This is a genomic window from Phycicoccus sp. Soil748 (assembly GCF_001428025.1).
GTDB lineage: Bacteria > Actinomycetota > Actinomycetes > Actinomycetales > Dermatophilaceae > Pedococcus.
On the sequence record NZ_LMSC01000007.1, the window covers coordinates 25,710 to 43,768 of the forward strand.

Consider the following 18,059-nt stretch of genomic DNA (forward strand, 5'->3'; position numbering starts at 1 on the left):
CTGGCGACAATGACCACTGCTACCAAGACCGTGAAGGGCGTGCTGGGCAAGAAGCTCGGCATGACCCAGGTGTGGGACGCCGGCAACCGGCTCGTCCCCGTCACCGTCATCGAGGCGGGCCCCTGCGTCGTCACGCAGGTGCGCGACGCGGCGAAGGACGGCTACGACGCCGTCCAGATCGCGTTCGGCGCCATCGACCCGCGCAAGGTGACCAAGCCCCTCACCGGGCACTTCGAGAAGGCCGGCGTGACCCCGCGTCGCCACCTCGTGGAGCTCCGTACCGCTGACGCCGCCGAGTACTCGCTCGGCCAGGAGATCACGGTCGAGACCTTCGAGGCCGGCCAGGACATCGACGTCACCGGCACCACTAAGGGCAAGGGCTTCGCCGGCGTCATGAAGCGTCACGGCTTCCACGGCGTCAGCTCCTCCCACGGTGCCCACAAGAACCACCGCAAGCCGGGCTCGATCGGTGGCTGCGCCACCCCGGGTCGCGTCTTCAAGGGCATGCGCATGGCCGGCCGCATGGGCGGCGTGCGCCAGACCACCCAGAACCTCACGATCCACGCCGTGGACGTCGAGCGCGGCCTGCTGCTCGTCAAGGGTGCCGTTCCCGGCCCCCGTGGCGGCACCGTCCTCGTCCGCACGGCCGCGAAGGGAGCCTGACCACCATGGCTACCAAGACCGTCGCTGCTGACCTGCCCGCCGAGATCTTCGACGTCCAGGTCAACGTGCCGCTGATCCACCAGGTCGTCGTGGCGCAGATGGCTGCCGCGCGCCAGGGCACCCACTCCACCAAGACCCGCGGCGAGGTCCGCGGCGGTGGCCGCAAGCCCTACCGCCAGAAGGGCACCGGCCGCGCCCGCCAGGGCTCGACCCGTGCGCCGCAGTTCGCCGGTGGTGGCGTCGTCCACGGCCCGCAGCCGCGCGACTACTCCCAGCGCACCCCCAAGAAGATGAAGGCCGCCGCCCTGCGTGGCGCCCTGTCCGACCGGGCCCGTCACGACCGCGTCCACGTGGTCGACTCCCTGGTCACGGCCGACGCGCCGTCGACCAAGGACGCGGCGGCGCTGCTGGCCGGCCTCACCACCCGGACCAACGTGCTCGTGGTGCTCGACCGCAGCGACCTGGTGTCGCTGAAGTCGGTGCGCAACCTCGAGGGCGTCCACGTCCTGGCCGCCGACCAGCTCAACACCTACGACGTGCTGATGTCGGACGACGTCGTCTTCACCAAGGCCGCCCTGGACGCGTTCGTGTCCGGTGCCCAGCCCGTCGGTGGCGTCGTCGAGGTCGAGGTCGAGGTGACCGAGGCCGTGGCCGAGAAGCCCGCCAAGAAGGCCGCCGCGAAGAAGCCCGCTGCTGCCAAGGCCGACAAGGCCGACAAGCCCGCGAAGGCTGCCAAGGCCGAGACCGCGGATGAGGAGGATGGCAAGTGAGCACGCTCGCTGCAGGCAAGGACCCCCGCGACATCCTGATCGCTCCGGTCGTGTCGGAGAAGTCGTACTCGCTGCTCGACCAGGGCAAGTACACCTTCATCGTCGACCCGCGGGCCAACAAGACCGAGATCAAGATCGCCGTTGAGCGTGTCTTCGGCGTCAAGGTCGACTCCGTGCACACCCTCAACCGTGTCGGCAAGACCCGTCGCACGCGGTTCGGCATCGGCAAGCGCAAGGACACCAAGCGTGCGATCGTCACCCTCCGCGAGGGCTCGATCGACATCTTCGGTGCCGGCGCCTGACCAGGACGCTGAAGAGACGTTAGGGACTTAGAACATGGGTATCCGCAAGTACAAGCCGACGACGCCTGGGCGTCGAGGCTCCAGCGTTGCCGACTTCGTCGAGGTCACGCGCTCCACTCCGGAGAAGTCGCTGGTCCGTCCACTGACGAAGTCCGGTGGACGCAACAGCAACGGCCGCATCACGACCCGCCACATCGGTGGGGGTCACAAGCGCGCCTACCGCGTCATCGACTTCCGTCGTCACGACAAGGACGGCGTGCCGGCCAAGGTCGCTCACATCGAGTACGACCCCAACCGCACCGCACGTATCGCCCTGCTGCACTACGCCGACGGTGAGAAGCGCTACATCCTGGCCCCCAAGGGCCTGGAGCAGGGCGCCAACATCGAGAACGGCCCCGGTGCCGACATCAAGCCCGGCAACAGCCTGCCGATGCGCAACATCCCGACCGGTACGGTCATCCACGCCGTCGAGCTGAAGCCCGGTGGCGGCGCGAAGATCGCCCGTTCGGCCGGTGTGCGTGTGCAGCTCGTCGCCAAGGACGGCCCCTACGCGCAGCTGCGCATGCCGTCCGGTGAGATCCGCAACGTCGACCTGCGCTGCCGCGCCACGGTCGGCGAGGTGGGCAACGCCGAGCAGTCCAACATCAACTGGGGCAAGGCCGGCCGCATGCGCTGGAAGGGCAAGCGCCCGACCGTCCGTGGTGTCGCCATGAACCCGGTCGACCACCCGCACGGTGGTGGTGAGGGCAAGACCTCCGGTGGTCGCCACCCGGTCAGCCCCTGGGGTCAGGCCGAGGGCCGCACCCGCCGCCCCGGCAAGCCGAGCGACAAGATGATCGTGCGCCGCCGTCGTACTGGCAAGAAGCGCTGAGAAGGAGCCTGAAGAAACATGCCTCGTAGCTTGAAGAAGGGCCCCTTCATCGACGACCACCTTCAGAAGAAGGTCGACGTCCAGAACGAAGCGGGCACCAAGACAGTCATCAAGACCTGGTCGCGTCGGTCGGTCATCAGCCCCGACATGCTCGGTCACACCTTTGCCGTGCACGACGGCCGCAAGCACGTCCCGGTGTTCGTCACCGAGTCGATGGTCGGCCACAAGCTCGGCGAGTTCGCGCCGACCCGCACGTTCAAGGGTCACGTGAAGGAAGACAAGAAGGGGCGTCGTCGCTGATGGCCGCCCCCACCGAGAACAAGGACAACGTGATGGAAGCCAAGGCGAGCGCGCGGCACGTCCGCGTCACGCCCCAGAAGGCGCGTCGCATCATCGACCTCATCCGCGGCAAGCAGGCCGTCGAGGCCGTCGCGACGCTGCGGTTCGCCCCGCAGTCGGCGTCCGACCCGATCCAGAAGGTGCTCGAGAGCGCCATCGCCAACGCCCGGGTCAAGGCCGACAAGGCGTCTGAGGCGTTCGACGAGCGCAACCTCGTCATCAGCGCCGCCTACGTCGACGAGGGCCCGACGATGAAGCGGTTCCGCCCGCGTGCCCAGGGCCGCGCGGCCCGCATCAACAAGCGGACCAGCCACATCACCGTGGTCGTCACGCCGAAGACCCCCAAGGGAGGCACCCGCTAATGGGCCAGAAGGTCAACCCGCACGGCTTCCGCCTCGGCATCACCACCGAGCACAAGAGCCGCTGGTTCGCTGACTCCACCAAGGAGGGGCAGCGTTACCGCGACTACGTCAAGGAAGACGTCGCCATCCGCAAGCTCATGTCCGAGGGCATGGAGCGGGCAGGCATCTCCCGCGTGGAGATCGAGCGCACCCGTGACCGCGTCCGTGTGGACATCCACACCGCGCGTCCCGGCATCGTCATCGGTCGCCGCGGCGCCGAGGCCGACCGCATCCGTGGCGAGCTCGAGAAGCTCACGGGCAAGCAGGTGCAGCTGAACATCCTCGAGGTCAAGAACCCCGAGGTCGACTCCCAGCTCGTCGCGCAGGGCATCGCCGAGCAGCTCTCTGCTCGTGTGTCGTTCCGCCGCGCGATGCGCAAGGGCATGCAGTCCGCCACCCGCGCCGGCGCCAAGGGCATCCGTGTGCAGGTCTCCGGCCGCCTCGGCGGCGCGGAGATGTCTCGCACGGAGTTCTACCGTGAGGGTCGCGTCCCGCTGCACACCCTGCGTGCGCAGATCGACTACGGCTTCTACGAGGCCCGCACCACCTTCGGGCGCATCGGCGTCAAGGTGTGGATCTACAAGGGCGACGTCACCGCTCGCGAGCTGGCCCAGCAGCAGGCTGCTGCGCCGCGCCCGAGCCGTGGCCCGCGTCGCGACGGCGCCGACCGTCCGGCCCGCGCTCGTCGCGAGCGTCCGGAGGCCGCCGCCACCGAGACCACTGCTGAGGCACCCGCCGTCGAGGCGACCGCCGCCAGCACTGAGGGAGAGCAGTCCTGACATGTTGATTCCTCGTCGAGTCAAGCACCGCAAGCAGCACCACCCGGGTCGCTCGGGCGCTGCGAAGGGTGGCACGAAGATCGCGTTCGGCGACTACGGCATCCAGGCCCTCGAGCCCGCCTACGTCACCAACCGCCAGATCGAGTCCGCTCGTATCGCGATGACGCGTTACATGAAGCGTGGCGGAAAGGTGTGGATCAACATCTACCCCGACCGCCCGCTGACCAAGAAGCCCGCCGAGACCCGCATGGGTTCCGGTAAGGGTTCCCCCGAGTGGTGGATCGCCAACATCAAGCCTGGTCGCGTGATGTTCGAGGTCTCCGGTGTGTCCGAAGAGGTCGCCCGTGAGGCGATGCGTCTGGCGATGCACAAGCTCCCCATGAAGTGCCGCTTCGTTCGGCGTGAGGGTGGTGACATCTGATGGCAGTCGGATCCAAGGACCTGACGTCCGAGAACCTGCGTGGTCTCGACGACGAGCGTCTCGTCGACGAGCTGCGCAAGGCCAAGGAGGAGCTGTTCAACCTCCGGTTCCAGTCGGCCACCGGCCAGCTGGACAACCACGGGCGGCTGCGCGCGGTCCGCAAGGACATCGCACGCATCTACACCGAGCTGCGTGAGCGCGAGCTCGGCATCGGTGGGGCCACCCCGCAGAGCACGGAGAAGTCGGCATGAGCAAGAACGACAAGGATGAGGCCGTGACGGCGCAGGACCGCAACTACCGCAAGACCCGCCAGGGTTACGTGGTCAGCGACAAGATGGACAAGACCGTCGTGGTCGAGGTCGAGGACCGCGTCAAGCACGCGCTCTACGGCAAGGTCCTGCGGCGCTCGAGCAAGGTCAAGGCCCACGACGAGAACAACGCTGCCGGCATCGGCGACCGCGTCTCGATCATGGAGACCCGTCCGCTGTCGGCCACCAAGCGCTGGCGCGTGGTGGAGATCCTCGAGAAGGCCAAGTAGTCCTTTCAGGCCTGCACCACCCAAGCATCCGCCGCCACCGCGGCGTACCGGCCCCGGTCGGTATGCCGCGGGGGAGCGGCAACAGACCACCCACAGTTCGGCAAGGCTCACCGTGAGTGAGAACCAGCTCGACGACAGGAGTTAGACAGTGATCCAGCAGGAGTCGCGACTGCGTGTCGCCGACAACACTGGTGCCAAGGAGATCCTTTGCATCCGTGTTCTCGGTGGTTCCGGTCGTCGTTACGCCGGCATCGGTGACGTGATCGTCGCCGCCGTCAAGGACGCCATCCCCGGCGGCAACGTCAAGAAGGGCGACGTCGTCAAGGCCGTCATCGTGCGCACCACGAAGGAGCGTCGCCGCTCCGACGGCAGCTACATCAAGTTCGACGAGAACGCCGCCGTCATCCTCAAGGGCGACGGGGACCCCCGTGGCACCCGCATCTTCGGCCCCGTGGGCCGCGAGCTGCGTGAGAAGAAGTTCATGAAGATCATCTCGCTGGCGCCGGAGGTGCTCTGAGCCATGGCTGCAAAGATGAAGATCAAGAAGGGCGACCTCGTCCAGGTCCTCACGGGCAAGGACAAGGCCAAGCAGGGCAAGGTCATCGCCGTCTACCCGGAGACCCAGCGCGTGCTGGTCGAGGGTGTCAACCGCGTGACCCGCCACACGAAGGCCGGCCAGTCCGCCCGTGGCACCCGCACCGGTGGCCTTGTCGTCCAGGAGGCCGCGATCCACGTGAGCAACGTGGCGATCGTCGACCCGACCGAGAAGAAGCCGACCCGGGTCAAGACCCGCGTCGAGACCGTCGAGCGCAACGGCCGCGACAAGGCCGTCCGCACCCGCGTTGCGGTGCGCTCGGGCAAGGACCTGTGAGAGACATGACCGAGACTGCAACCACGCAGGCGCCCCGTCTGAAGACGCGGTACGCCGAGGAGATCAAGGGCCAGCTGCAGCAGCAGTTCGGCCACGCCAACGTCATGCAGGTGCCCGGCGTCGTCAAGGTCGTCGTGAACATGGGTGTCGGCGACGCCGCCAAGGACGCCAAGCTCATCGAGGGCGCCATCCGCGACCTGTCCGCCATCACCGGCCAGAAGCCGATCGTCACCCGGGCGCGCAAGTCCATCGCCCAGTTCAAGTTGCGCGAGGGCATGCCGATCGGTGCGCACACCACGCTCCGTGGCGACCGCATGTGGGAGTTCCTGGACCGCCTCGTGTCCGTGGCGCTGCCCCGTATCCGCGACTTCCGCGGCCTGTCGCCGAAGCAGTTCGACGGCAACGGCAACTACACCTTCGGCCTCACCGAGCAGTCGATGTTCCACGAGATCGACCAGGACCGCATCGACCGCGTGCGTGGCATGGACATCACCGTGGTGACCACCGCCACCAACGACGACGAGGGCCGCGCACTGCTCAAGGCGCTCGGCTTCCCCTTCAAGGAGAACTGACATGGCGAAGACCGCCCTGGTCAACAAGGCCAACAAGAAGCCGAAGTTCAAGGTGCGTGGCTACACCCGTTGCCAGCGCTGCGGCCGACCGCACTCGGTCTACCGCAAGTTCGGGCTGTGCCGTGTGTGCCTTCGCGAGATGGCCCACCGCGGCGAGCTGCCCGGCGTCACCAAGAGCTCCTGGTAAGAGAAGCTCAGCACCACCCCACCCATTGATTTCGTTCTACATCGCAGGTCGCAGCGCGAAGCGCAGTGAAACCGCGGTGAGAGAGGGCCGGAGAAGCCCATGACCATGACTGACCCGATTGCGGACATGTTGACCCGCGTCCGGAACGCCAACTCGGCGCACCACGACGCAGTCTCCATGCCGTTTTCCAAGCTGAAGTCCCACATCGCCGAGATCCTCCAGGCCGAGGGCTACATCGCCTCCTGGAAGGTCGAGGACGCCGAGGTCGGCAAGACGCTGACGATCGAGCTGAAGTACGGCCCCAACCGCGAGCGTTCCATCGCTGGCGTGCGGCGCGTGTCCAAGCCCGGTCTGCGCGTCTACGCCAAGTCGACGAACCTTCCCAAGGTCCTCGGTGGCCTCGGTGTGGCCATCATTTCCACCTCGTCTGGGCTCCTCACGGACCGCCAGGCGGCTTCCAAGGGTGTGGGCGGGGAAGTCCTCGCCTACGTCTGGTAAGGGGTATTCGACATGTCGCGTATTGGACGACTCCCGGTCGCCATCCCCAGCGGTGTCGACATCACCGTCGACGGCCAGACCGTCAAGGTGAAGGGCCCCAAGGGCGAGCTCAGCCACCGTGTGGCCGAGCCGATCACCGTCGAGAAGGGTGACGAGGCCCTCGAGGTCAAGCGCCCCAACGACGAGCGCCAGTCCCGTGCCCTGCACGGCCTGACCCGCTCGCTCATCAACAACATGGTCCTCGGTGTCACCGAGGGCTACGAGAAGAAGATGGAGATCCACGGCACGGGTTACCGCGTGGCCAACAAGGGCGGGAACCTCGAGTTCGCGCTCGGCTACAGCCACCCGATCACCGTCGAGGCCCCCGAGGGCATCTCCTTCGCCGTCGAGAACCCGACCCGCTTCGCGGTGCAGGGCATCGACAAGCAGCTGGTCGGCGAGGTTGCCGCGAACATCCGCAAGCTGCGCAAGCCCGACCCGTACAAGGGCAAGGGCGTGCGCTACGCGGGCGAGCACATCCGTCGCAAGGTCGGAAAGGCCGGTAAGTAAGTCATGGCAATGATCGTCAAGCGCGCCAAGGGCAAGTCCGCCGCACGCGGCCGCCGCCACCTGCGCCTGCGCAAGAAGGTGACCGGCACCGCCGTGCGTCCCCGCATGGTCGTCTCGCGCTCCTCGCGCCACGTCTTCGTCCAGGTCGTCGACGACACGGTCGGCAAGACCGTGGCCTCGGCCTCGACCATGGAGGCGGACCTGCGCACCTTCGAGGGTGACAAGACCGCCAAGGCCCGCAAGGTGGGCGAGCTGCTCGCCGAGCGTGCCAAGAGCGCCGGCATCGAGGCCGTCGTCTTCGACCGTGGCGGCAACCGCTACCACGGTCGCGTCGCGGCCATCGCCGAGGGCGCCCGCGAGGGTGGGCTGTCCCTGTGACCGGCACCGCAATGAACTCGACTGTTACTGAGATGAGGAACGTCTGATGCCCGGACCCCAGCGTCGAGGCACTGGAGCCGCTGGCGCCGCCGGAGGCGAGCGTGGCGACCGCCGCGACCGCCGCGACAACCGTCGTGACGGTGGCCGCGACCAGGCCGAGAAGAGCGCCTACGTCGAGCGCGTGGTGACCATCAACCGCGTCGCCAAGGTCGTCAAGGGTGGCCGCCGCTTCAGCTTCACCGCCCTCGTGGTCGTGGGCGACGGCGACGGCACCGTCGGCGTCGGCTACGGCAAGGCCAAGGAAGTTCCCGCCGCGATCGCCAAGGGTGTCGAGGAGGCCAAGAAGCAGTTCTTCAAGGTCCCGCGCATCCAGGGCACCATCCCGCACCCCGTGCAGGGTGAGGCCGCCGCGGGTGTCGTCATGCTGCGCCCCGCCGCCCCCGGTACCGGTGTCATCGCCGGTGGCCCGGTGCGTGCGGTGCTCGAGTGCGCCGGCATCCACGACGTGCTGAGCAAGTCGCTCGGCTCGGACAACGCGATCAACATCGTCCACGCGACGGTCGCGGCCCTGCAGGGCCTCGAGCGTCCGGAGGCCGTGGCTGCCCGCCGTGGCCTGCCCGTGGACCAGGTCGCCCCGGCCGCCATGCTGCGCGCCCAGGCTGCTGGCCGCGAGGCCGCCAAGGCAGGTGCCTGATGCGTCTCAAGGTGACCCAGACCCGTTCCGAGATCGGCGGCAAGCAGAACCAGCGTGACACGCTGCGCAGCCTCGGTCTGAAGCGCATTGGCGACGTCGTCGTCAAGGAGGACCGTCCCGAGATCCGCGGGATGGTCAAGACGGTGACCCACCTGGTGACCGTCGAGGAGGTTGACTGACCATGGCAGAGAAGAAGGCCACGACCAAGGCCGCTGCGAAGTCGGAGAAGTCCGTCGAGGGCGCAGCGCTGAAGCTGCACCACCTGCGTCCCGCCCCGGGTGCCAAGACCGCCAAGACCCGCGTGGGTCGCGGTGAGGGCTCCAAGGGCAAGACCGCCGGTCGCGGCACCAAGGGCACCGGCGCCCGCTACCAGGTGCCGGAGCGCTTCGAGGGTGGCGCCATGCCGCTGCACATGCGGCTGCCCAAGCTCCGCGGCTTCAAGAACCCGTTCAAGGTGGAGTACCAGGTCGTCAACCTGGACAAGCTCTCCGCCCTCTACCCGCAGGGCGGCGACGTGACCGTCGACGACCTCGTGGCCAAGGGTGCGGTCCGCGACAGCGCACCGGTCAAGGTGCTGGGCGACGGCGAGATCAGCGTCAAGGTCAACGTGACCGCTGACAAGTTCTCGGCCTCCGCCAAGGAGAAGATCGAGGCCGCCGGCGGCTCGGTCACCTCCGCCTGAGCACCACCACGTTCCACGGTATGCCGCGGTCTCACCGCTTCACGGTGAGCCCGCGGCATACCTGTTTGTCCTGATCGTCCCTCGCGGCCCGTCACGGGTCGTGTTGGATGACGACCGGCACGGCCCGCGGGGTATCGTGCCTAGGATTGCCTGACCGTCTCACCGCGTGGCCGATGCGCCCGCGTCACCCAGGAGGACCTGTGCTCACCGCCTTCACCCGTGCGTTCAAGACGCCGGACCTGCGCAGGAAGCTGCTGTTCACCCTCGCCATCGTCATCCTCTTCCGGCTCGGCTCGCACGTGCCGGTCCCGGGGGTCAGCTACACGGCGGTGCAGACGTGCATCAAGAACGCGCCGACCAACTCCGGGGTGCTGGGCCTGGCCAACCTGTTCAGCGGTGGCGCGCTCCTCCAGCTGTCGATCTTCGCGCTCGGGATCATGCCGTACATCACGGCGAGCATCATCGTGCAGCTCCTCACCGTGGTCATCCCTCGGTTCGAGGCCCTCAAGAAGGAGGGCCAGCAGGGCCAGACGAAGATGACGCAGTACACGCGCTACCTGACGATCGGGCTCGCGATCCTGCAGTCCTCGACGCTGATCACGTTCGCCCAGAACCCGACGGCGCTGTTCGGCCCCGGCTGCACGAGCATCCTGCCCAACGACTCCATCCCGACCCTGGTCATCATGGTGCTCACCATGACCGCCGGCACCGGCGTGGTCATGTGGCTCGGCGAGCTCGTCACCGACAAGGGCATCGGCAACGGCATGTCGCTGCTGATCTTCACCTCGATCGCCAGCTCGTTCCCCGGCTCCCTGTGGGCGATCCAGCAGCAGGACGGCCGCTGGGACATCTTCGTCGGGGTCATCCTGCTCGGCTTCCTCATCATCGCGCTCGTCGTCTTCGTCGAGCAGAGCCAGCGCCGCATCCCGGTGCAGTACGCCAAGCGCCAGGTCGGTCGCCAGATGTACGGGGGCACGTCCACCTACATCCCGCTCAAGGTCAACATGGCCGGCGTCATCCCCGTGATCTTCGCCTCCTCCCTGCTCGCGCTGCCCTCGTTGCTGGCACAGTTCAACCGGTCGACCACCGGCAACCAGGCCGGCTGGGTGACGTGGATCGAGCAGCACCTCGTCCGGGGTGACCACCCGATCTACATGGCGCTCTACATCGGGCTGATCCTGTTCTTCACGTTCTTCTACGTGTCGATCACGTTCAACCCGGTGGAGGTCGCCGACAACATGAAGCGCTACGGCGGCTTCATCCCAGGTATCCGCGCCGGGCGACCCACGGCCGAGTACCTCGACTACGTGCTCACCCGCATCACCGTTCCCGGGGCCATCTACCTCGGCCTCATCTCGCTGATCCCGCTCATCGCGCTGGTGCTCGTCAACGCCAACCAGAACTTCCCGTTCGGTGGCACCTCGATCCTCATCATCGTCGGCGTCGGCCTCGAGACGGTGAAGCAGATCGAGTCCCAGCTGCAGCAGCGTCACTACGAAGGGTTCCTCCGGTAAATGCGCCTCATCATCCTCGGCCCGCCCGGCGCGGGTAAGGGCACCCAGGCCGCGAAGATCGCCGACGCGTTCGGCATCCCCGCCATCTCGACCGGCGACATCTTCCGCGCCAACATCAAGAACGAGACCGACCTCGGGCGCCAGGTGAAGGACATCCTGGCCTCGGGCGGCTACGTCACCGACGAGATCACCAACGCCATCGTGCGTGACCGCCTGTTCGAGGACGACGCCGAGAAGGGCTTCCTGCTCGACGGCTACCCGCGCACCTCGGCCCAGGTCGAGGCCCTCGACGCCATTCTCGCCGAGCACGGCCACCAGCTCGGGGCCGTCCTCGAGCTCACCGTCGACGAGGACGCGGTCGTGTCCCGGCTCCTCAAGCGTGCCGAGATCGAGGGCCGCGAGGACGACACCGAGGCGGTCATCCGCGAGCGCCAGGCCATCTACCGCCGCGAGACCGCGCCGCTGACCGAGGTCTACGCCGGCCGCGGGCTGCTCGTGCAGGTCGACGGCATGGGCTCGGTCGACGAGGTCTTCGCCCGGATCAGCACCGCCCTCGAAGGGGTTGCTCGCTCCTGATGTTCGGCAGGTCCCGCATCGACACCAAGACGCCCGACCAGATCCTGCGCATGCGCAAGGCGGGTCTGGTCGTCGGCCAGACGCTCCAGCTCATGGCGCAGACCGTGCGGCCGGGGATGACCACCAAGCAGCTCGACGAGCTGGCCGAGGAGCACATCCGCGGCTGTGGGGCCACCCCGAGCTTCCTGGGCTACCACGGCTTCAAGGGCTCGCTGTGCACCTCGGTCAACGACGAGGTCGTCCACGGCATCCCGGGCTCCCGGGTGCTCGCCGAGGGTGACCTCATCTCGATCGACTGCGGTGCGATCGTGGACGGCTGGCACGGCGACGCCGCCATCTCGGTCATCGTCGGCGGCCGCGACGCGGGCCGGCCCGAGGACCTCGAGCTCATCGACGCCACCGAGGACTCCATGTGGGCCGGCATCGCCGCCCTGACGGTGGGGGAGTCGCTGTACGCCGTGGGCGCCGGGGTCGAGGACAGTGTCGTCGCCAGCGGCGAGCGGCAGGGGCGCGAGTACGGCATCGTCGAGGAGTACGTCGGCCACGGCATCGGCACGTCCATGCACATGGACCCCCAGGTGCCCAACTACCGCGTCCGCGACAAGGGCCCCACGGTGCGCTCCGGCGTGACGGTCGCCATCGAGCCGATGGTCACCCTGGGCTCGCCCGAGACCCGTGTGCTCGGCGACGACTGGACCGTGGTGACCACCGACGGCTCGCGCGCCGCCCACTGGGAGAACACCGTGGCGGTCACCGACGAGGGCCTGTGGGTGCTCACCGCCCTCGACGGTGGCAGGGAGCGGCTCGAGGCCGCCGGCGCGCCGTACGCCCCGCTGGGCTGAACGCGCAGGCGCCCGTGGGGGCCGCTGAGCACGATTTCGTGCTGGGAACGGACTGACGTAGACTGTCACGTCGGCATGCGTGTGCGCGCGTGCCGGTTTCCATGCGTGTGTCCCAGCCTGGGGCAGACCGATGCAACGGATTGTGGAGGCTATGGCCAAGAAGGACGGTGTCATCGAGATCGAGGGCACGATCGTCGAGGCTCTCCCGAACGCGATGTTCAGGGTCGAGCTGTCGAACGGTCACAAGGTTCTCGCTCACATCTCGGGCAAGATGCGTCAGCACTACATCCGGATCCTCCCCGAGGACCGGGTCGTCGTTGAGCTGAGCCCGTACGACCTGACCCGTGGCCGGATCGTCTTCCGCTACCGCTAGCAGTCCGCACACCCCGCAAGACCTGCCGGCCCGTCCGGGACGGCAGTGCCAGATCGACTCGAAGCAGAGGCTATGAAGGTTCAGCCGAGCGTCAAGAAGATCTGCGACAAGTGCAAGGTGATCCGCCGTCACGGCCGGGTCATGGTCATCTGCGAGAACCTGCGCCACAAGCAGCGCCAGGGCTGAGCATGACCGGGGTCCCGCACGGGACCTCCGCCCGGGTTCGCGCCCGAGCACGAGTCGCATCTCTTCGAGAAGCGCAGACAAGTGAATGACGCAGTACCCGGCCCCTGAGCGCGGCGTCGTCGACCGACGACATCCATGCCGACCAGGACGTCACCCCCGGCCCGGAGGCCGGGGACCGGTGCCCCGAGGAAAGCTTCGGGAACACGCCCGGACCGGTACTGCACCAGACCTCCGGTGAAACAAAGGAAACACACAACATGGCACGTCTTGTTGGTGTGGACCTCCCGCGCGAGAAGCGCGTCGAGATCGCTCTCACCTACATCTTCGGAGTGGGTCGTACCCGCTCCCAGCAGGCGTTGGCTGCCACCGGGGTCGACCCGAGCACCCGCGTCCGCGACCTCACCGACAACGACCTCGTCGCCCTGCGCGACTACCTCGAGGCCAACGTCAAGATCGAAGGTGACCTCCGCCGTGAGATCGCCGCCGACATCCGCCGCAAGGTCGAGATCGGCTCCTACGAGGGCCTGCGCCACCGACGCGGCCTTCCCGTGCGTGGTCAGCGCACCAAGACCAACGCGCGCACCCGCAAGGGCCCGAAGCGCACCGTCGCCGGCAAGAAGAAGGTTGGTAAGTAATGCCTCCCAAGGCTCGTACCGCTGGCGCCAAGAAGGTGCGCCGCAAGGAGAAGAAGAACGTCGCCCACGGGCACGCTCACATCAAGAGCACGTTCAACAACACCATCATCTCGATCACGGACCCCACCGGCGCCGTGATCTCGTGGGCCTCCGCCGGCCAGGTCGGCTTCAAGGGCTCGCGCAAGTCCACCCCGTTCGCGGCGCAGATGGCTGCCGAGGCGGCCGCCCGTCGTGCCATGGAGCACGGCATGCGCAAGGTCGACGTCTTCGTCAAGGGCCCGGGCTCCGGTCGTGAGACCGCCATCCGCTCCCTGACCGCCACCGGCCTCGAGGTCGGCGCCATCAGCGACGTCACCCCCTCGCCGCACAACGGCGTCCGCCCGCCCAAGCGCCGTCGCGTCTGAGAACTGGGAGATAGAGAACACTCATGGCTCGTTACACCGGCCCCATCACCAAGAAGTCGCGTCGCCTCAAGGTCGACCTCGTCGGCGGCGACAAGAACTTCGAGCTCCGTCCCTTCCCGCCCGGCCAGCACGGCCGTCGCCGGATGCAGGAGAAGGAGTACCTCACCCAGCTGCAGGAGAAGCAGAAGGCCCGCTTCACCTACGGCGTCATGGAGAAGCAGTTCCGCGGTTACTACGAGGAGGCCTCGCGCCGCTCGGGCAAGACCGGTGAGACCCTGCTGCAGATCCTCGAGTCCCGCCTGGACAACGTGGTCTACCGCGCCGGCCTGGCCCGCACCCGTCGTGCGGCTCGCCAGCTCGTCACGCACGGCCACTTCGAGGTCAACGGCGTGCGCGTGGACGTCCCGTCCTACCGCGTCGAGCAGTACGACATCATCACCGTCCGCGCCAAGTCCGCGAACACCTTCCCGATCGAGCTGGCTCGCCAGACGTTCGGTGAGCGCCCCACGCCGGCCTGGATGCAGGTCGTCCCGGGCACGCTGCAGATCATGATCCACAGCCTGCCCGTGCGTGAGCAGATCGACACGATCCTCACCGAGCAGCTGATCGTCGAGCTCTACTCGAAGAACTGATCGCACGAGGTATGCCGCGGGGTCTCCCCGCGGCATACCTCGCCCTCGGTCGTGGCCCCGGACAGAGGGGGCCTGCGACCTGGACCACCCGGTCCGAATTCCTCGGCGTCATATAGCGGTCGCCGACGAGAAAGGAATCACCCGTGCTCATCGCACAGCGCCCCACCCTCAGCGAAGAGGTCGTTGCGGACAACCGCAGCCGCTTCGTCATCGAGCCCCTCGAGCCCGGCTTCGGCTACACGCTCGGCAACTCCATGCGCCGCACGCTCCTGTCGAGCATCCCCGGCGCCGCCGTCACCAGCATCCGCATCGACGGTGTGCTGCACGAGTTCTCCACGATCCCCGGGGTCAAGGAGGACGTCACCGAGATCATCCTCAACATCAAGGGCCTGGTCGTCTCCTCGGAGCACGACGAGCCGGTCGTCATGTACCTGCGCAAGCAGGGTGCGGGCGCCGTCACCGCCGCGGACATCGCGCCGCCGGCCGGTGTCGAGGTGCACAACCCCGACCTGCACATCGCGACGCTCAACGGCAAGGGCAAGATCGAGATGGAGCTGACCGTCGAGCGCGGTCGCGGCTACGTCTCGGCCAACCAGAACAAGTCCGGTGACCAGGAGATCGGCCGCATCCCGGTCGACTCCATCTACTCGCCCGTGCTCGCCGTGACCTACAAGGTCGAGGCGACCCGTGTCGAGCAGCGCACCGACTTCGACAAGCTCATCGTCGACGTCGAGACCAAGAACTCGATGGCTCCCCGCGACGCCATGGCCTCTGCCGGCAAGACCCTGGTCGAGCTGTTCGGCCTGGCCCGCGAGCTCAACGTCGAGGCCGAGGGCATCGACATGGGCCCGTCGCCGACCGACGCCGCCCTGGCTGCCGACCTGGCCCTGCCGATCGAGGACCTCGACCTCACCGTCCGGTCCTACAACTGCCTCAAGCGCGAGGGCATCCACACCGTGGGTGAGCTCGTCGGGCGCAGCGAGGCCGACCTGCTCGACATCCGCAACTTCGGTGCGAAGTCGATCGACGAGGTCAAGGCCAAGCTCGTCGGCATGGGCCTGGCGCTCAAGGACAGCCCGCCCGGGTTCGACCCGAGCGCGATCGCTGACAACTACGGCGACTACGACGACGACTTCGCTGACGACGGCCGCGCGCTGGCCGAAGACGAGCAGCTCTGACCAACCGCCGCTGAGGTGGCGGCCGGGAAGCCGCCGCCTCACACACCAAGGAGAACCCAAACATGCCTACGCCCACCAAGGGTCCCCGTCTCGGCGGCGGTCCGGCTCACGAGCGGCTCATCCTGGCCAACCTGGCCAGCTCGCTCTTCGAGCACGACTCCATCACCACCACCGAGGCCAAGGCCAAGCGCCTGCGCCCGCTGGCCGAGCGTCTGGTGACGTTCGCCAAGCGCGGTGACCTGCACGCCCGTCGTCGCGTCCTGTCGGTCATCTCCGACAAGGGTGTCGTGCACCGTCTCTTCACCGAGATCGCGCCCGACATGGCCGAGCGCCCCGGCGGCTACACCCGCATCACGAAGATCGGCGCCCGCAAGGGTGACAACGCCCCCATGGCCGTGATCGAGCTCGTCCGCGAGCCCATCGCCAAGAAGGCCACGGTCAAGGAGGCGGAGGCCGCCACCAAGCGCTCCGCCAAGCAGGCCGAGGCCAAGGAGGCCGCGGCTGAGACCAAGGCCGCCGAGGACGAGGTCAAGGCCGAGGAGACCACCGAGGCGGTCGCGCTGCCCGAGGGTGCGATCGCTGCCAACGAGGACGGTTCCTCGCCTGACGAGGCCTACGTCGTCAAGGGCAACGCCGACTCCGGCAAGTACCACGAGGCCGACGGCCAGTGGTTCGAGCAGACGCAGGCCGAGTTCTGGTTCAAGTCCGCCGAGGACGCCGAGAAGGCCGGTTTCACCAAGGCCGGTTCCTGACCCGGTAGCCACCCGCTGCACCGTCGAAGGGCCGCTCACCCCACAGGGGGTGGGCGGCCCTTCGCCATCTCTGCGGTCCGGGAGTGGCCCGGGGTCACACGAGGGCGGGGCGGGTCCTGAAGACGCCTGCGAGCGGGAGGATGACCAGGACCAGCACCATGGGGACGGCGAACCCGACGCGCAGTGAGCCCTGGCCGACCGCCCCGGTCAGCACCGCGCCGAGCAGGCCCCCGACGTAGTTGAACTGGTTGAAGCGGGCGATGACCGCGTCCACCCGGGCCCGCCGCGCCTGTCCGTCGACGCCGTCCCCGGCGACCGCTGCGGCGGCGGAGAAGCTGAGCGGGGCGATGACCGCCACCGAGGCGCCGACGACGGTGAACCCCAGCACGGCGACCGCCCAGCCGGGGGAGAACACGATCACGGCCAGCCCCAGGCAGGCCACGACCGCGCCGGCGCGCAGCAGGGCGACGGAGCCGAACCGCTCGACGGCCCGGTCGCCGAGCAACCGGGTGAGGCCACTGGCCACGAGGTAGGGGAGCGTGGCGAGGGGGAGCAGCCACGCGGGCGCGCTGTGGGCCGACTTGAGGAACACCGGGCCCCACGTCGTCGCGGCGGTGTCGACCATGTAGAAGAGCACCATCGCGGCCCCGAGCAGGCCGAGGCGTCGCCACGGCACCTCGACGGCGACGGCGGCGGGGGCGTCGGCCTCGGCGGAGACGGCGTGCGGGAGCAGGGGTGCGGCCAGGACGAGCAGGGCGACCGCCGCCAGTGGCAGGAGCCCGGCGGTGAGCCCCGCCCCGGTCACCGCGATGGCCACGACCGTCCCGGCGATGCCGCCCACGGTCCAGGCGCCGTGGAAGGACGGCAGGATGGTTCGTCCCCACCGGTGCTCCAGGGCCACCGCCTGCATGTTGCCGGCGGCGTCGACCGCGCCGAGCCCCAGGCCGTAGACGGCGAGACCGGCCACGAAGACGGGCCGCTGCGGCGCGAGGGCGACCAGCGCCAGCCCCACGGCGATGAGCACGAACGCGGTGCGCAGCACGCGCGCACTGCCGAGCCGTGCAGCGCCTGGCTCGGCGAGGACCGACCCGAGGCCGGCGAGCAGGACGACCATGAGCAGCAGTCCCGTCACGAACAGCTCGGAGAGGTCCCAGCGCTCCTGGAACCGTGGCAGCCGCGTCGTCACCGAGATGAAGAGCAGGCCCTGCGTCGCGAACGTCGCTGCGATGCCCAGGCGGTGGCGGGCGAGGTCGGCGCTGGGGTCGGTCGAGGTCCGCTGCAGGCTCACCGGGCCACTGTCCCAGACGGTCAGGGGAGGCGCGGGCCCACGCGCCGCGGCACCCGCACCCTCGCGGTCACCGGCACCCGCACCCTCGCGGTCACCTGTACCCGCACCCTCGCGGTCACCGGCGACGGAGCCACCGGCGGGGACCTCGTCCACAGGCCGCGCAC

At 68.4% G+C, this 18,059-nt stretch carries 30 protein-coding genes and 1 pseudogene; 30 read left to right on the forward strand and 1 reads right to left on the reverse strand.

Features of this window, described 5'->3' with window-relative positions; translation table 11 throughout:
- Positions 1 to 9: 9 nt before the first annotated feature.
- The 30 genes and pseudogenes from rplC (at position 10) to rplQ (ending at position 16,607) form a co-directional block, all read left to right on the forward strand.
- Positions 10 to 663 carry a 50S ribosomal protein L3 gene (gene rplC / locus ASG70_RS07770; RefSeq protein ID WP_056883296.1) on the forward strand — a complete coding sequence of 218 codons (654 nt, stop codon included), beginning with the start codon at positions 10 to 12 and terminating at the stop codon, positions 661 to 663.
- Between the two features lie 5 nt (positions 664 to 668).
- Positions 669 to 1,433, forward strand: a complete 765-nt coding sequence (gene rplD / locus ASG70_RS07775) for a 50S ribosomal protein L4 (RefSeq protein WP_082590325.1) — start codon at positions 669 to 671, stop codon at positions 1,431 to 1,433.
- On the forward strand, positions 1,430 to 1,735 hold the full coding sequence (gene rplW, locus ASG70_RS07780; protein WP_056883297.1) for a 50S ribosomal protein L23: 306 nt from the start codon (positions 1,430 to 1,432) through the stop codon (positions 1,733 to 1,735). The genes rplD and rplW overlap by 4 nt, the downstream gene beginning before the upstream one ends.
- Before the next feature lie 34 nt (positions 1,736 to 1,769).
- The gene (gene rplB, locus ASG70_RS07785) at positions 1,770 to 2,606 is read left to right on the forward strand and encodes a 50S ribosomal protein L2 (protein WP_056883298.1); all 837 of its coding nucleotides are present in this window, start codon (positions 1,770 to 1,772) and stop codon (positions 2,604 to 2,606) included.
- Positions 2,607 to 2,624: 18 nt separating this feature from the next.
- Positions 2,625 to 2,906 carry a 30S ribosomal protein S19 gene (rpsS, locus tag ASG70_RS07790; protein WP_056883299.1) on the forward strand — a complete coding sequence of 94 codons (282 nt, stop codon included), beginning with the start codon at positions 2,625 to 2,627 and terminating at the stop codon, positions 2,904 to 2,906.
- Positions 2,907 to 2,938: 32 nt separating this feature from the next.
- Positions 2,939 to 3,307 (forward strand): 50S ribosomal protein L22, encoded by a 369-nt coding sequence (gene rplV / locus ASG70_RS07795; RefSeq protein ID WP_056884063.1) that lies wholly within the window; start codon positions 2,939 to 2,941, stop codon positions 3,305 to 3,307.
- On the forward strand, positions 3,307 to 4,125 hold the full coding sequence (rpsC, locus tag ASG70_RS07800) for a 30S ribosomal protein S3 (protein ID WP_056883300.1): 819 nt from the start codon (positions 3,307 to 3,309) through the stop codon (positions 4,123 to 4,125). The genes rplV and rpsC overlap by 1 nt, the downstream gene beginning before the upstream one ends.
- A 1-nt stretch (position 4,126) precedes the next feature.
- The gene (gene rplP, locus ASG70_RS07805; protein WP_056883301.1) at positions 4,127 to 4,546 is read left to right on the forward strand and encodes a 50S ribosomal protein L16; all 420 of its coding nucleotides are present in this window, start codon (positions 4,127 to 4,129) and stop codon (positions 4,544 to 4,546) included.
- Positions 4,546 to 4,758 (forward strand): annotated as a pseudogene (gene rpmC / locus ASG70_RS07810) (50S ribosomal protein L29); the annotation flags it as partial. The gene rplP and the pseudogene rpmC, both read left to right, overlap by 1 nt.
- Positions 4,759 to 4,793: 35 nt before the next feature.
- Positions 4,794 to 5,084 (forward strand): 30S ribosomal protein S17, encoded by a 291-nt coding sequence (rpsQ, locus tag ASG70_RS07815; RefSeq protein ID WP_056883303.1) that lies wholly within the window; start codon positions 4,794 to 4,796, stop codon positions 5,082 to 5,084.
- Between the two features lie 148 nt (positions 5,085 to 5,232).
- Positions 5,233 to 5,601 carry a 50S ribosomal protein L14 gene (gene rplN, locus ASG70_RS07820; RefSeq protein ID WP_056883304.1) on the forward strand — a complete coding sequence of 123 codons (369 nt, stop codon included), beginning with the start codon at positions 5,233 to 5,235 and terminating at the stop codon, positions 5,599 to 5,601.
- 3 nt (positions 5,602 to 5,604) lie between these two features.
- Entirely contained in the window at positions 5,605 to 5,955 is a 351-nt protein-coding gene (rplX, locus tag ASG70_RS07825) for a 50S ribosomal protein L24 (RefSeq protein ID WP_056883305.1), read from the forward strand.
- A gap of 5 nt (positions 5,956 to 5,960) precedes the next feature.
- Complete coding sequence (gene rplE, locus ASG70_RS07830) at positions 5,961 to 6,527, forward strand: 50S ribosomal protein L5 (protein ID WP_056883306.1); 567 nt, start codon at positions 5,961 to 5,963, stop codon at positions 6,525 to 6,527.
- Between the two features lies 1 nt (position 6,528).
- Positions 6,529 to 6,714 carry a type Z 30S ribosomal protein S14 gene (locus tag ASG70_RS07835; protein ID WP_056883307.1) on the forward strand — a complete coding sequence of 62 codons (186 nt, stop codon included), beginning with the start codon at positions 6,529 to 6,531 and terminating at the stop codon, positions 6,712 to 6,714.
- 99 nt (positions 6,715 to 6,813) lie between these two features.
- Positions 6,814 to 7,212, forward strand: coding sequence for a 30S ribosomal protein S8 (gene rpsH / locus ASG70_RS07840; RefSeq protein ID WP_056883308.1), 399 nt, complete (start codon positions 6,814 to 6,816; stop codon positions 7,210 to 7,212).
- Positions 7,213 to 7,224: 12 nt separating this feature from the next.
- Positions 7,225 to 7,761, forward strand: coding sequence for a 50S ribosomal protein L6 (rplF, locus tag ASG70_RS07845; RefSeq protein WP_056883309.1), 537 nt, complete (start codon positions 7,225 to 7,227; stop codon positions 7,759 to 7,761).
- A 3-nt stretch (positions 7,762 to 7,764) separates the two neighbouring features.
- Positions 7,765 to 8,139, forward strand: coding sequence for a 50S ribosomal protein L18 (rplR, locus tag ASG70_RS07850; protein WP_056883310.1), 375 nt, complete (start codon positions 7,765 to 7,767; stop codon positions 8,137 to 8,139).
- A gap of 46 nt (positions 8,140 to 8,185) precedes the next feature.
- Entirely contained in the window at positions 8,186 to 8,833 is a 648-nt protein-coding gene (gene rpsE / locus ASG70_RS07855; protein ID WP_056883311.1) for a 30S ribosomal protein S5, read from the forward strand.
- A complete protein-coding gene (rpmD, locus tag ASG70_RS07860; RefSeq protein ID WP_056884064.1) occupies positions 8,830 to 9,012 on the forward strand; it encodes a 50S ribosomal protein L30 in 183 nt (60 codons plus the stop codon). Before rpsE ends, rpmD begins: the two co-directional genes overlap by 4 nt.
- Positions 9,013 to 9,014: 2 nt before the next feature.
- Complete coding sequence (rplO, locus tag ASG70_RS07865) at positions 9,015 to 9,515, forward strand: 50S ribosomal protein L15 (RefSeq protein WP_082590327.1); 501 nt, start codon at positions 9,015 to 9,017, stop codon at positions 9,513 to 9,515.
- Positions 9,516 to 9,715: 200 nt separating this feature from the next.
- On the forward strand, positions 9,716 to 11,029 hold the full coding sequence (secY, locus tag ASG70_RS07870) for a preprotein translocase subunit SecY (RefSeq protein ID WP_056883312.1): 1,314 nt from the start codon (positions 9,716 to 9,718) through the stop codon (positions 11,027 to 11,029).
- Positions 11,030 to 11,605 carry an adenylate kinase gene (locus tag ASG70_RS07875; RefSeq protein WP_056883313.1) on the forward strand — a complete coding sequence of 192 codons (576 nt, stop codon included), beginning with the start codon at positions 11,030 to 11,032 and terminating at the stop codon, positions 11,603 to 11,605.
- Positions 11,605 to 12,447 carry a type I methionyl aminopeptidase gene (map, locus tag ASG70_RS07880; RefSeq protein WP_056883314.1) on the forward strand — a complete coding sequence of 281 codons (843 nt, stop codon included), beginning with the start codon at positions 11,605 to 11,607 and terminating at the stop codon, positions 12,445 to 12,447. The genes ASG70_RS07875 and map overlap by 1 nt, the downstream gene beginning before the upstream one ends.
- A 151-nt stretch (positions 12,448 to 12,598) precedes the next feature.
- Positions 12,599 to 12,820, forward strand: coding sequence for a translation initiation factor IF-1 (gene infA, locus ASG70_RS07885; protein ID WP_013493543.1), 222 nt, complete (start codon positions 12,599 to 12,601; stop codon positions 12,818 to 12,820).
- 72 nt (positions 12,821 to 12,892) lie between these two features.
- Positions 12,893 to 13,006: a 50S ribosomal protein L36 gene (rpmJ, locus tag ASG70_RS07890; RefSeq protein WP_010148647.1), complete on the forward strand. Its 114-nt coding sequence runs from the start codon at positions 12,893 to 12,895 to the stop codon at positions 13,004 to 13,006.
- Between the two features lie 257 nt (positions 13,007 to 13,263).
- The gene (gene rpsM, locus ASG70_RS07895) at positions 13,264 to 13,641 is read left to right on the forward strand and encodes a 30S ribosomal protein S13 (RefSeq protein WP_056883315.1); all 378 of its coding nucleotides are present in this window, start codon (positions 13,264 to 13,266) and stop codon (positions 13,639 to 13,641) included.
- Positions 13,641 to 14,045 carry a 30S ribosomal protein S11 gene (gene rpsK, locus ASG70_RS07900; RefSeq protein ID WP_056883316.1) on the forward strand — a complete coding sequence of 135 codons (405 nt, stop codon included), beginning with the start codon at positions 13,641 to 13,643 and terminating at the stop codon, positions 14,043 to 14,045. Before rpsM ends, rpsK begins: the two co-directional genes overlap by 1 nt.
- 23 nt (positions 14,046 to 14,068) lie before the next feature.
- Positions 14,069 to 14,677: a 30S ribosomal protein S4 gene (rpsD, locus tag ASG70_RS07905; RefSeq protein ID WP_056883317.1), complete on the forward strand. Its 609-nt coding sequence runs from the start codon at positions 14,069 to 14,071 to the stop codon at positions 14,675 to 14,677.
- Positions 14,678 to 14,820: 143 nt separating this feature from the next.
- Entirely contained in the window at positions 14,821 to 15,855 is a 1,035-nt protein-coding gene (locus ASG70_RS07910) for a DNA-directed RNA polymerase subunit alpha (RefSeq protein ID WP_056883318.1), read from the forward strand.
- 62 nt (positions 15,856 to 15,917) lie between these two features.
- Positions 15,918 to 16,607, forward strand: a complete 690-nt coding sequence (gene rplQ / locus ASG70_RS07915; RefSeq protein ID WP_056883319.1) for a 50S ribosomal protein L17 — start codon at positions 15,918 to 15,920, stop codon at positions 16,605 to 16,607.
- Positions 16,608 to 16,701: 94 nt separating this feature from the next.
- Here the strand turns inward: rplQ and ASG70_RS07920 are convergent, their stop codons facing one another.
- Positions 16,702 to 17,895: an MFS transporter gene (locus ASG70_RS07920; RefSeq protein ID WP_156399891.1), complete on the reverse strand. Its 1,194-nt coding sequence runs from the start codon at positions 17,893 to 17,895 to the stop codon at positions 16,702 to 16,704.
- Positions 17,896 to 18,059: the final 164 nt, after the last annotated feature.